The organism is Ensifer sp. Root127 (assembly GCF_001425225.1).
Lineage (GTDB): Bacteria > Pseudomonadota > Alphaproteobacteria > Rhizobiales > Rhizobiaceae > Ensifer > Ensifer canadensis.
Window position 1 is genome coordinate 81,562 of record NZ_LMDX01000023.1, and the last position, 12,808, is coordinate 94,369.

The 12,808-nt window shown below is 57.6% G+C and carries 9 protein-coding genes and 1 pseudogene; 6 read left to right on the top strand and 4 right to left on the bottom strand.

Annotated elements, in window-relative coordinates:
• Nucleotides 1–24: 24 nt before the first annotated feature.
• The 3 genes from ASD03_RS22640 to ASD03_RS22650 form a co-directional block, all read right to left on the bottom strand.
• A complete protein-coding gene (locus ASD03_RS22640; protein WP_082557379.1) occupies nucleotides 25–855 on the bottom strand; it encodes a hypothetical protein in 831 nt (276 codons plus the stop codon).
• A gap of 59 nt (nucleotides 856–914) precedes the next feature.
• Nucleotides 915–1,925, bottom strand: a complete 1,011-nt coding sequence (locus ASD03_RS22645) for an HAD family hydrolase (RefSeq protein ID WP_057216510.1) — start codon at nucleotides 1,923–1,925, stop codon at nucleotides 915–917.
• An 81-nt stretch (nucleotides 1,926–2,006) separates the two neighbouring features.
• Nucleotides 2,007–3,713, bottom strand: a complete 1,707-nt coding sequence (locus tag ASD03_RS22650) for an arylsulfatase (RefSeq protein WP_057216513.1) — start codon at nucleotides 3,711–3,713, stop codon at nucleotides 2,007–2,009.
• Between the two features lie 697 nt (nucleotides 3,714–4,410).
• Between ASD03_RS22650 and ASD03_RS22655 the strand changes: the two genes are divergently transcribed.
• From ASD03_RS22655 to ggt, 5 genes and pseudogenes are all read left to right on the top strand, one after another.
• Nucleotides 4,411–6,528: a carboxy terminal-processing peptidase gene (locus tag ASD03_RS22655; RefSeq protein ID WP_057216516.1), complete on the top strand. Its 2,118-nt coding sequence runs from the start codon at nucleotides 4,411–4,413 to the stop codon at nucleotides 6,526–6,528.
• Nucleotides 6,529–6,870: 342 nt separating this feature from the next.
• Nucleotides 6,871–7,281: a GFA family protein gene (locus tag ASD03_RS38085; protein ID WP_082523528.1), complete on the top strand. Its 411-nt coding sequence runs from the start codon at nucleotides 6,871–6,873 to the stop codon at nucleotides 7,279–7,281.
• Nucleotides 7,282–8,068: 787 nt separating this feature from the next.
• Nucleotides 8,069–8,308, top strand: a complete 240-nt coding sequence (locus ASD03_RS22665; RefSeq protein WP_057217184.1) for a type II toxin-antitoxin system ParD family antitoxin — start codon at nucleotides 8,069–8,071, stop codon at nucleotides 8,306–8,308.
• Nucleotides 8,305–8,491 (top strand): annotated as a pseudogene (locus ASD03_RS40740) (hypothetical protein). The gene ASD03_RS22665 and the pseudogene ASD03_RS40740 overlap by 4 nt, the downstream one beginning before the upstream one ends.
• A gap of 128 nt (nucleotides 8,492–8,619) precedes the next feature.
• Nucleotides 8,620–10,212 (top strand): gamma-glutamyltransferase, encoded by a 1,593-nt coding sequence (ggt, locus tag ASD03_RS22670; RefSeq protein ID WP_057216522.1) that lies wholly within the window; start codon nucleotides 8,620–8,622, stop codon nucleotides 10,210–10,212.
• A gap of 254 nt (nucleotides 10,213–10,466) precedes the next feature.
• Here the strand turns inward: ggt and ASD03_RS22675 are convergent, their stop codons facing one another.
• Nucleotides 10,467–11,417 carry a LysR substrate-binding domain-containing protein gene (locus ASD03_RS22675; protein WP_057216525.1) on the bottom strand — a complete coding sequence of 317 codons (951 nt, stop codon included), beginning with the start codon at nucleotides 11,415–11,417 and terminating at the stop codon, nucleotides 10,467–10,469.
• 131 nt (nucleotides 11,418–11,548) lie between these two features.
• Between ASD03_RS22675 and ASD03_RS22680 the strand changes: the two genes are divergently transcribed.
• Complete coding sequence (locus ASD03_RS22680) at nucleotides 11,549–12,781, top strand: M20 aminoacylase family protein (protein WP_063991867.1); 1,233 nt, start codon at nucleotides 11,549–11,551, stop codon at nucleotides 12,779–12,781.
• Nucleotides 12,782–12,808: the final 27 nt, after the last annotated feature.

A 12,808-nucleotide genomic window follows, 5' to 3' on the forward strand; every position in this document is an offset into this window, starting at 1 on the left:
CGAACCACTTTCAGTGAACAACTTTTAGCAGGGCGGATAGGGGTAATATCCACACTGGTTGTAGTTGTTGTAGTAAGGGTTGGCATAGCCGTAGCCGTAGCGGTAGGGCGCGGTGGCGGCTGCGCCAATGGCGGCCCCCGTTGCAAGCCCGGCGCCGGCATACCAAGCGCCATGATAATCTGGAGCGTGCCAATAGTTGGCGTGGACATCGTTCACATGAACGTCGGCCCCCATTCGATCGCCGCCGGCGAAACCTCCGTGGAAGCCCCCGCCGCCAAAGCCGCCACCACCAAAGTCACGGCCACCACCGCCAAAGCCACCACCACCGCCAAAGCCACCGCCGCCAAAGCCGCCGCGGTCGATGAACAGTGCTGCAGGGCCGGTTCCGCCCGAAAGACTTCCTTCAAGGACCGCCACTTCGAACGTCAGGTTCCCACCCGAGAGCTTTGGCTTCATAATCGTCACTACAGCATCTTCGACCTTCGACCCGTTCCCGCCAAGGACCGAAATCGTGGCATTGGGCGGATCTGTGGAAAAACTGCCCTTACCTTCGTCCCATTGCATGACGAACTGCTCGGTCGAGAGGTGACCGGCCGCACGAACTGGCCGATCGGCGAAGACGATTGAATTCATCGAAACGCCCGTCATTGTGAGTGTGGTTCCCTCCAATTTCGCGCCCGCAGAGTTGAGGACGAAAAGCGACGGAACAGGCCCTGTCGCTTTTACCTGGCCGATCGTTTTGGCAAGCGGAACGTGCGGTGGTGTATTGGCGTCCTGCGCCAAAACCGAGCCGGGGATGAGAAATTGGCTCGTGGCAAGGAATACGGAAAGAAAGACAGCAGTTCTGGGTTTCATAACGACCTCCTGCGTTTCAGGGCAAATTGAAATGCGTATGAGCTGGCGAAGCTGTTCGGTCAGTCCGCGAACACTCGTCTCCAGTCGTTTTTCATGCTGATGACGATCCAGCCGTCCTTGATGGCTTCGTCGTAAAGTTCCTGCGTGAAAGTGCCGACCTTGGTCTCAGGCAAACCATTTGCCGGGCCATAGGCATATTCTCGTTTTGCGTCGTCATGCAGCACGAGAACGGAAAGCCGGGGGCCGTCCCCCGCTTCGGTATATTCGAGCATCTCCTTGTCGCCCGTTGAATTGCCGAAAGCGATGATCGGTTGTTTCCCAATCATCAGATGGATTCCCTCCGGTTTTCCGGCATTGTTGTCATTGAGGAGAAGCTTGGGATCCTTGGTCAGGAAGGGCTTTCCGTCCTTTCCATATCCATAGGTCGTTCCTCCGGCTGTACCCACCACCTGTTCAGGAGGGATCCCGTATGTGCTCTCGGAGTAGACACGCACGAAGTCCTGGCCGCCGCCTGTGACGATGTAGGTCTTAAAGCCATTGTCGCGCAGATAACCAAGAACCTCCTTCATGGGCTGGTAGGTGAGTTCGGTAAAGGGGCGCTTCCATCGCGGATCCTTTGCCGATGCGATCCACTTGCTGACCTCGGCCTCGAACTGGTCCACCGTCATGCCGGTAAGCGTGGCAGCAAGGATCTTTTCGAGATCCGCCATGGGGAGCTTGGCGATCGCTTCCCTGTCGCCGGTCAGCACGGTCTTGAAAGGCTCGATGTCCTTCAACTCCGGTTTTTCCTTCACCAGAGCCGGAACCCGCTCCAGGCAGTATATCACCTGGCTGTACATCGGGTGTTCGACCCAAAGCGTACCATCCTGATCGAAGGTTGCGATCCTTTCTTCGGGCGGCACGAAAGTGGGCTTTGTATTGTCGGTGGTCGCCTGCACGAACTCGACGATTGCCTGCTTGGCCACGTTGTCGTTCCAAGAGGGCAGGGGATCGGATTGAGCTTGGGCCGCAGTGGCCGCGAAGAGCGCATACAGCCAGAGATAAATTACAGTCAGGTGACCCGAACGCATGTCGAACCCTCCATCCGGGATAAAACAAGAATGCGGACGCCCCGAAGAGCGTCCGTTGTGATGTCGCTATCCGACAGCGTTTCAGTCGTGACCTGTCTTCATTTCCTTAACTTGCTGCATGACCTGCTCAAGATTATAACTTGCAGGGTCCTGCAGCGGCGGAAAGTTGATGTAGGTCTCGAGATGCTTCAGCCACAGCTGCTGCCCGATGGGCAGGATGTTCCAGTCATAGACATAGGCCGTCGAAGGCGAGGCGATCGCGCCCCCCATGCCGAAGAGTGTCTTGATCTGCTGACCGACCGAAGTTTCGAACGGATCACGCTTGATGTTGACGACCTGTGTCCAGGAATAGGGCTGCACGCCGGAAATGAAGCCCGCAGGGTCATCGGACACCATCGCGAAATACATCTTCCAGTTTTTGAAGCGGACCGCCGACGGCTCTTTGCCGGAATAGTACAAGAAAGAGTCGCGTGCGGATGGTGCCTTACCTTCCAGGAAGTCGCGCTGATCGATCCCGTCGAGAGTGGTTTTGACAACTTTCGGATACTTGCCCGCTTCGATCTCCTTCTTGAGCCCATCACCTTTCGGGCCGCCAGCAATGTTCACCAATGTCGGCAGCCAATCGAGTGATGCGAAGATCTCGTTCTTGACCGTTCCCGGTTCGATATGGCCCGGCCAGCGCACGACCAGCGGAGCGCGCATGCCACCTTCCCAGGTGCTGAGCTTTCCGCCCTTGAACGGAGTGGTGCCGCCGTCGGGAAAGGTAATCGTCTCGGCACCGTTGTCGGTGGTAAAGACGACGATGGTGTTGTCGAGTTCTCCCATCTCCTCGAGCTTCTTCAGCACGTAGCCGATGTTGTCGTCCATTTGCTTCATACCAGCTTCGTTGACGCCCCAGTCCTTGCCGCCCGGCTCGCCAACCATGTTCAGGTACTTGTCCGGCAGCACGGTGGTGATGTGCATGCGTGCCGGATTGTACCAGACGAAGAAGGGCTTCTTGGTTTTCTCAGGGTCGTTCCTGTCGAGGAAGTCGATGACCTTGCCGGAGATTTCTTCGTCAATCGTCTTGGAGCGCTCCAGTGTCAACGGCCCTTCGTCCTTGCAAGATTGATTCTCAGGGGTTCCGTCGGAGGATGCGCACGCTAGCATGGGACGCGGTGGTGTCAGGCACGTTGTTGTCTTCGGATCGACCGCCGCAGGATTCTCGGTCAGCCCGGGGATTGGCGTATTCCTGCAAGGAGGTGCGATCCCCTGCTCTGTCGGCGTCTTGTTGATGTCGGGGAAGCTCACGCCCTGCATTGCGTCGAGGTGATAGAGATAGCCCCAGAACTCCTGAAAACCATGGGCAGTCGGCAGGGACTCAGTGGTATCCCCGAGATGGTTCTTGCCGAACTCGCCTGTCGAATAGCCGAGATCGTTCAGGAACCGGGCAAGGTGAGGCGTGCCTGCCCGCAGGTAGGACGGGCTTCCGGGAATTTCCGGCAGGACCATGCCGACGCGCACCGGCTGCATGCCGGTGATGAAGGCGGTACGACCAGCCGTGCAGCTTTGCTCGGCATAATAGGTCATAAATTTCGCACCCTCATTGCCGATGCGATCGATGTTGGGCGTTTCGCCGACCATCAGGCCCTGATGATAGATACTGGGTTGCATCCAGCCGATGTCGTCGCCCATGATAAACAGGATGTTGGGCTTGGTTTCCTGCGCCTGCACGATAGCGGTGCCGGCCCAAAGGCTACTCACTGCAGTTAATGCTGCTGCGATGCACGTCGTTCTTATGCGAGGCATTTCACGTCCCTCCCTCAGAGAACCTTGCAAGGTTCATTCACCAGATTTGATGCACAAGAAGAGTTGAATGCGAAGGCGTAGGTGCCGCCATTGCGACACAGTCGAAAGTGTGCAGCGCGACACTGCAAAGCTGCTCTCTAATTCTTAAAACGGCTCAGATCAAACGGGTCTAGTTTGGCCAGGTCTGCATAGCATCAGGTCGAACAGCCTCCACTTAAACATTGCTTGTGGATCCGCCGCCCGTAGCGCCAAAAGATATGCCCATGCATGCGCCGTGAAATCGCTTGGCACACACATGATCATGGTGCAGGAGGTGGGGTATTTCAAGACTTGCATTCTCATTGGAAGCACGCTGCAGTCGAAAAATCTGCACTTTCGATAACTAGACGTTAATGAGTAACACCAACGCCTTACTCAAACATGGGCCCGTGGGCTGCCTTCTTAATCTCCATCCCGCCCTCTCGATGCTGAAGTCCAGGGTTGCATGATGCCAAAAGCGGCACCTCGGCGGCCCATTTTAGAGCCAGCCGCAGAACCAGGGTTTTGCCGACGCTCCTTTGCGCTCGCAGTCTTGCGTGAACCCTTCAGCCGAAGGGGTCGTTGGATGAGCGCATGATCCATCCGGTTGCCAAAAAGCCATAATTGCTTCACCTAGATCGTGGAGTGACACTCGGCATCAAGAATTGGATCGATCAGAATGCGCATATCATACGTTTTCCTTGGTGCGTTTCTGGCAGTCGTACAGTCCGCATTTGCTGAAGTCGCCTCACCGCCTGTTTTGGAGCCGCTTAAGCAACAGGCACAAGCCGCTCAGTTGAGTGCAGAATTTCTCACGCGCTTCAGTTATAAGCCCGTTCCACTCGACGACGCCTTGTCGGCCAGGATCATGGATCGGTTCATCCAATCACTTGATCCAGACCATGCGCTCTTTCTGCAAGCGGACATCGACAGGTTCATGTCGGACCGCAACGAGATCGACGACGCCATCGAACGGAAAAACTTGGACATCCCATTTGCAATCTTCAACGTTTATGCAAAGCGCGTTGTCGACCGAATGAACTTTGCGCGCAACTTGCTTAAGCAGGACTTCGATTTCGGTGCGCAGGAGAACTTTTCCGTGCTGCGCGATAAAGCGCCGTGGCCGCAGTCGGAGGCCGAGAGCAATGAACTTTGGCGCAAACGCGTCAAAAGCGACTGGTTGCGGTTGAAACTGGGCGGCAAGACCGACGCGGCCATTCGCGAAACACTCGACAAGCGATATGCAAACGCTTTGCAGCGAGCTTACAAGTATAAAAGCGATGACGTTTTCCAGTCGTTCATGAACGCCTACACAACGTCGACCGACCCACACACGGACTACTTCGGCGCGACCGCTTCGGCCGATTTCAATATCGCAATGAAACTTTCACTCGTTGGTATCGGTGCGTCACTGCAGGAACGCGACGACTACACGACGATCCGTGAACTCGTGCCTGGCGGACCGGCTCAGTTGTCGGGTAAGCTCTCGGTCGGAGACCGCATTACTGGCGTGGGTCAAGGCAAGAATGGGGCGATAAAAGAAGTGGTTGGCACGCGCCTTGATGAGGTTGTGCAAATGATACGAGGGAAAAAGGGCACCGTCGTGCGCCTGGATATCCTGCCGGCGGATGCCGGAGCCGATGCCACCCATCGGATCATCAGCCTGGTGCGCGATAAAATCAGCCTCGAAAAGCAGGCTGCCCAGAAGGCCGTGCTGTCTGTGAAAGTGGGTGAAGCCACGCGTAAAATCGGGGTGATTACTCTGCCGGCATTCTACGAGGATTTTGAAGCCCGGCGCAAAGGAGACAAGGACTATAGAAGCGCGAGCCGCGATGTCCGAAAGCTTCTCGATGAACTGAAGCAGGAAAAAGTCGACAGCGTTCTCATTGATATGCGCAACAATGGCGGCGGTTCACTGAAGGAGGCGATTGATTTGACCGGCCTATTCATCGGCAGTGGCCCGGTCGTTCAGCAACGCGATAGCGACGGTAAGGTCGCGGTATCAAGCGCTGATTTTCCAGCGCCTGTCTGGACCGGCCCTGTGGGTGTCCTCATCAATCGCGGGTCGGCATCGGCTTCGGAGATTTTCGCAGCGGCAATCCAAGATTACGGTCGGGGCGTTATCGTTGGCGAACCCAGTTTCGGTAAGGGTACCGTTCAAACTGTCGTGAATCTTGACGAGGTGGTTCGCAACAGCAAACCCGAATTCGGTGACCTGAAAGTCACGATTGCGCAGTTTTTCCGGATCAACGGCGGCACGACGCAGTTGCACGGTGTGACGCCTGACATCAGCTTGCCGAGTTTTTCTGATCCGGCTCGCTTTGGCGAGACCAGTTATGACAATGCCCTGCCGTGGGCTCAGATCAAACCTGCGACCTATAAGCCCATCGGCACCATAACGGCGTTGTTGCCGACACTTCAACGCCGCCATGAAGCTCGGGTTGAGAGTAATCCGGATTTCCAACGCCTGTTAGAAGACATTGCGGACGTGGAAGCGCAGCGCAACAAAGGGGTTGTCTCCCTCAATGAAGCCGAACGTCGTAGGGAATTGACGGCTCGAGAAATTCGAATGAAGTCTCGGGCGCAAGCAGGCGATGGCGCAAATACTGGCGAAGATGATGGCCTGCGTGCAAACGAGCGTAGCCTGATTGCTGATATTGCCATTGAGAATGCCCGCAAGAACGCAAAAGACGTTTTGTTGGACGAGGCCGCGGCCATTCTTGCCGATGAGGCGGATTTGCAGGAAGGGGTGGTGAAGGCGGCCACAGGACAATCGGAAAACACGGAAGGAAAATAATCGTACCCGGCCGGCGCAACAGTATGCGCCGCTTGCGATCATGTCTCTGTTCTTCGCGGCGGCATGATTACAGGGGAAGTACGGCGTAGCACGCCATGGTCCAGTCGTAAGCGCGGCATGCTGAACTGGGGTTCAGATCCCTTCACATCAGGCATGACCGCGTTTGGCGGTCCGAAGAGTTTCTTCTAGACTCCGGCATTTCCGCGATCTACCTTGGGTGCTTCCTGAAATTGTATCAGGTTTCAGCCCCTTCGCATCGCCTACCGCAATGGAATTGCGGTTCGGGCCTGCGCTTCAGCCCCAATGCAACGTAATCTCACCGCGCAAGCGGGAGGAGTTTCCATGGCCAATGCCCAATGCGCCTGTGGCGCTCTTAAACTGATGCTTCGCGAACCGCCGCAATTGACTGCGCTGTGTCACTGTTTCGCTTGCCAGCGAAGAACTGGTGCACCGTTCAGCGCTAATGCGTTCTACTCGATTAACTGTGTCGAAATATCTGGAACGTCTGCAGAATTCATTCGTACTGCCGAGAGCGGTCGCAAGGTCCGAATGCATTTTTGCCCAACTTGCGGCTCAACCGTCTATTGGAAGGCCGATGTCTCGCCGTTCTGGATCGGGGTGGCTGTAGGTTCATTTGCCGACCCGGCGTTCGCGCCACCTGCCATATCAGTATTCGAGCAATCGAAACATAAGTGGGTGAAGGTCGCCGACACGGTAGAGCCTTTCCAAGGTCTCCCAATCGGCCAACATTAGGATGAATCGGCAGGTGACCGCGTGGCCTAATCACTGGCCATAAGCTGGCAACATAGTGAGGATTCTGACCCGCCATGATGCAATTTCACGCAGGCAACTGCCCGAGCTGTCAGAACGGCCGGCTTTTTCTCTTTCGTGAGAGCGAAACCGGAGATGTCTACGCACACTGCGAGGAGTGCGAGCAGGGGTATCGATCGCCAGAAGAAGTCGAGGGCAAGAGTGGGTTTCTAACCCTACTCAACGATTCCGATGCCGAATGGGCGACCGAGGATGAAATCTCTCGAAGTGTCTGGGCGAACCATCAAATTTCGAGGCATAGCCTCACCAGTTACGAAGGCGCGTCCACTCAATGACCGCCGTCTCGCGCGATACTCGGCGTCGGTCGCGTGCTCACGGTAGTCTCGTCGGTATACCCTATTGAGCTGGCGCAGTCGTTGAAGGCTGGGTCGTCGAGGGCTGAGTCGTCGGCTCAGTCGTAGTCGCCGGCGGTGTCGCTGTTTCCGTTGTGGTCGTTTTGCCAGGGAGTAGGAAGACAACGGCAAGGATGATTACGACTACGGCGACAATGACGCCAATAACGGTGTTTCTGCTCATAACTGCTCCTCCTGAGCGTGTTTACCCGTACTTTATAAACTGGAGCAGCTGGGTTCGTTTTCAATTCTGAAGTCGGCGTATAGCAGCCCGGTAGCTCGTCTGCCTCTAACCAGAAGGGTCGCAGGTGCGAATGCTGCCATTTCAGCCGGCGGACGTCGTTGCCAATTTTTGCCATGCGGCTATGCTCGTCCCTATGAGTACAATGAACATTTCCCTGCCGGACTATCTGAAGAGCTTCGTAGATGAGCAAGTCGCTGGGCGGGGCTATGGGTCGAGCAGTGAGTATATCCGAGAATTGATCCGTCGAGATCAGGACCGGCTCACGTCACGCAGGCTGTTGCTTGACGGAGCCTCCTCTGCGCAGACTGAACCGCCCGACGCCGCTTATTTCACCGGGTTGCGCGATCGAGTTCGTGGTCGGCAGGGCAAGTGAAGAACAAACCGATTATTCCACGTGAATTGGCGCGCATGAAGTGACCGTAGATTATTACGCACGCGAGGCTGCGATTGATGTCGCGCTGGGCTTCATCGACAGGCCGGCTGCATCGACGTGTGGCGTGTGCTTCATGCCAAGCGCGATATCCCGCAGTGGATGCAGGGGTCGGATAGTCACTGACTGCGCGGAGATTTGCACGGCTGTACCCGCTGTGCCCCACCACCCTATGCACGACCCCTGGCCAAAGTCACTTGCGCTGGCGTCGGGGGACTGACGAAGCAGATAGCTGGGAAGACTTTAGGGACGTCATGCGCAACTTCGAAGATCCTGGTCGGTCGCTGGCCATCGCCCGTCACGGGATGGCGGCAACCTCACATCCGGCCTCAACCCTGACGGCCATCGAGATCCTGAAGGCGGGAGGGAACGCCATCGATGCGGCGGTGGCGGCCGTCGCGGTTCAGTCAGTAGTCGAGGCAGGTTCGACTGGTGTTGGTGGGGATTGTTTCGCAATGATCGCGGTGGAAGGATCCACCGACATTCGCGCGTATAACGGCTCGGGCCTGACGCCAGTAGCACTGAGCCGCGATGCGCTGCGTGCCGACGATGTGACAGCAATCGAGCGCTCTTCTCCTCATGCGGTCACGGTTCCTGGAGCGGTCGATGCCTGGTGCCGCCTCCTAAGCGACTTCGGCCGGATGTCGATGGCCGAGGTGCTTCAGCCTGCAATCGCGATGTCCCGCGACGGCTATGCGCTGACGCCCCGTGTCGCCGCCGACCTGGGCATGCAGCGCGATCTCCTGGCTGCCCACCCGACCACCCGTGCCACTTTCCTGGTCGCGGGAGAGGCGCCGGCGATGGGCAGCGTCCAGCGCCAGCCCTTGCTTGCGGATACACTCGACGCGATCGCACGCGGCGGCAGGGACGCCTTCTATCGCGGCGCCATCGCCGAGGACATGGTGGACTATCTGCGCGGCCTCGGCGGCTGTCACTCCCTGGACGATTTCGCCAGCGCTGCAGGAGACTACGTTACACCCATCTCCACGACCTATCGCGGCCGCACCATCTACGAATGCCCGCCGAACGGCCAAGGCGTCGTCGCCCTGCTGATCCTCAACATCCTCTCGCGTTTCTCGCTATCCAACGACCCGTTCGACCCCGATGATCTGCATCTCCTCCTCGAGGCAACACGGCTCGCCTACGCCGCGCGCGACGCGATGGTCGCCGATCCGTCTTTGTCGGATGGGGCCGTCGAGCGCATGCTGTCGAGCACACTTGCTGATCGCCTTGCCCAAAGCATCTCCCTCGATCGGGTCACCGAACCGCTGCCCTCGTTCGACACCGTCGAGCACAAGGATACCGTCTATGTTTGCGTGGTGGATCGCGACCGCAACGCGGTCAGCTTCATCAATTCGATATTCAGTTCCTATGGCAGTGGGCTGATGGCGCCACGCTCAGGCGTATTGTTCCACAACCGCGGTCAGAGCTTTTCGCTTGCGGCAGGTCACCCCAACGAAATCGCGGCTCGCAAGCGTCCGATGCATACGATCATCCCGGGAATGGTCGCCGAGGGCGGACGTGTCGTGATGCCGTTCGGTGTGATGGGCGGCCACTACCAGGCTATGGGCCATGCTCACCTGTTATCCCGGCTCTACGATTACGGTCTCGATCTTCAAACCGCCATTGACCTGCCGCGCCTCTTTCCGCTGCCCGCTACAGTGACGGTCGAAGCCGAGGACGCCATCCGCACGAGCATCGGCTCCGAACTGGAACGGCGTGGCTTCAAGGTTCAGCCGTCCCTTCGTGCCATCGGCGGAGCGCAGGCCATCCGGATTGACTGGGAGCGTGGCATTCTGATTGGAGGGTCGGACGCCCGTAAGGACGGGATGGCGTTGGGCTACTAACTTTGCCTCACAGGTAGAGTGATGAGATGGACGGCTCTCCCAAGTGTTTGACAGCCACCGTATGCTACAGCGACGGCGGGCACGAGGTGGTCGCTTCTGCAGCGAGTCCTCGGTCAAGCGGAGCGGTTGCTGGGCTACTCGTCCGGCTTCCGGCTGGTCACCATTGTTCCTTACTTCAATACCAAAGTGATGGTTGGACTCTTGCATGGGCTTACGATCAAAAGCTTCGTTGGCGGGAGAGCCCAGCTCGCAGATTAAAGAGGCGTCAAAGTTGCAAAGACACGCCGGTCTACCGGGTTGCTCGATCGGAGGCGTCTCTTGATGACACCGGACAGGCAATCGATAAAGGAAAGGGCTGCAGATCCTTGGGGACCATTTCGCCTCGAAATAATGCTGAGGTCCCGCGGTGAAAATCTCTCCTCGAGATCCAACAATACCGTGCGGTCGTAGAAAGGGGGTACAGCCGTCATGATGCTTGGAACCCAGGTGCACATATCTGCCTGCTCAACGAGTGTCTGAGAAAGCAACACCGAGTGTGCCAGTACAACGCGCTTTTCATCCAATGTCGCGCCGTGTCGCCAGAAAACCTCCTGCATCAGGCCATCACGACCGTCAGGGGCGTAGTTCAGCAGCCAGTCCTGATCCAGCAGTTCGTGAATGGACTTGCATCCCTCTTTCGCATGACCTCGACGAACCATGATGCCCGTCTCGTAGCGAACCAACGGTTCAATCAGAAATTCCTGAGCAGACATCGCTGGCGACGCCTGGCCTATGGCGAGATCCATGTAGCCGTCGCGAAGAAGTGGTTGCGTGATCATTACGAAACTGTCGAAGAATTCGAGCCTTACATTCGGCATGCGTCTTCTAAACTCGGTTACGACCTCCGGCAGCAGCGTCAGGGAAAGCCACGGCGTTACGGCAATGCAGAGCCGTCCCTCAATTTGGCCACGCCGAATGCTCATCTGGCTCTCCGCCTGCCTGAGCTGATTGAGAACGAGACGAGCGTGGGTCAGTAAAGCATAGCCGTGATCGGTAAACTTCAGGCCACTTGGCGAGCGAACGAGCAGCGGTAGCTGCTGTTCGGCTTCCATCTCCCTCAAGGCCCGCGTTACAGCGGGTTGCGATATCCCCAGAAGGCGCGCTGCGGCGCGGATGCTGCCGGTGTCGGCGCTGGCAACCAGTGCCTCGAGTTGATGCAGCTTCATCCGGTCTCCGGTGATAACGATTGGTTATCACCATAATAAACTTTTGTCTCCCGCTCAATGCGCGCATTCACTAGATTGCGAAGCACTGCCTCACAGGCAGAGGTCGGGAATTCTCAGGGGCGGAGTGGTGGATGAAGAACGCGATCGTGTTGCCAGGGATTTCCGATTTCCAATCTGAAGCGATCTCGATTCGCAGGCAGATTCACGCTCATCCGGAGTTGGGCTTTGAGGAGTTCGCGACGAGTGAGCTGGTCGCCAAGCTGCTCGCCGAATGGGGCTACGAAGTTGCGAGGATCGCAGGGACTGGCGTAGTCGCAACTTTGCGCAATGGTGAGGGGCGGTCGCTTGGCATTCGCGCCGATATGGATGCGCTCCCGATCGAGGAAGTGACGGGACTATCCTATAGCAGTACCGTTCCTGGAAAAATGCATGCCTGTGGTCACGATGGTCACACGGCGATGCTTCTCGCTGCAGCTAGGCATCTGGCGCAGTCGCGAGACTTCCACGGCGCTCTCCATCTAATCTTTCAGCCGGCCGAAGAGGGCCTTGGGGGAGCCGCGCGGCTGTTGGGCGAGGGGCTGTTCGAGCGGTTTCCCTGCGATGCTGTCTTTGCCATGCACAACGTCCCAGGCCAACCGGTCGGCACGTTCGGCTTTCGCAGCGGCGCGTTCATGGCTTCCGCCGATACGGTGACGATCCGTATCATTGGTCATGGCGGACATGGCGCTGTTCCACACAAGGCGGTGGATCCAGTCGTTGTCTGCTCGGCGGTCGTCATGGCGCTTCAAACAGTGGTCTCACGCAATGTCGATCCGCAGGACGCTGCGGTAATCACGGTTGGGTCAATTCACAGCGGAACCGCGTCGAATATCATTCCGGATGCGGCCGAGATGTCTGTAACGGTGCGCTCGCTGTCACCGGAAGTCCGCCGCGAAGTCGAGGCGCGGATCTGTGGCTTGGTGCATGCGCAGGCGGAGAGTTTTGGGGCGAGAGCCGTCATCAATTATGAGCGCTGTCATCCGGTGCTTATCAATCACCCGGTCGAGACGGAATTTGCCCAAGACGTCGCTCGGCAATGGCTCGGTCCAGAGGCATCAATCCTGAACGCGCACCCGATCATGGCCAGCGAAGATTTCGCTTTCATGCTGGAGCGCTGTCCTGGGTCCTACATCAATATCGGCAACGGCGAGGCGAGTCACCCGCTGCACAACCCGAGCTACGACTTCAACGATGAGGTATTGGCGATCGGGGCGACCTATTGGGTCAAGCTCGCCGAGCGGTTTCTCGCAACGCCCGCTCAGTCCGACATCACCCGACGCACAGCAGGCATCGCAGCACAGCGCCCATGTGCTGCGACCGAGTAATCGGTCCGGTTCGGGCGAAACCAACGA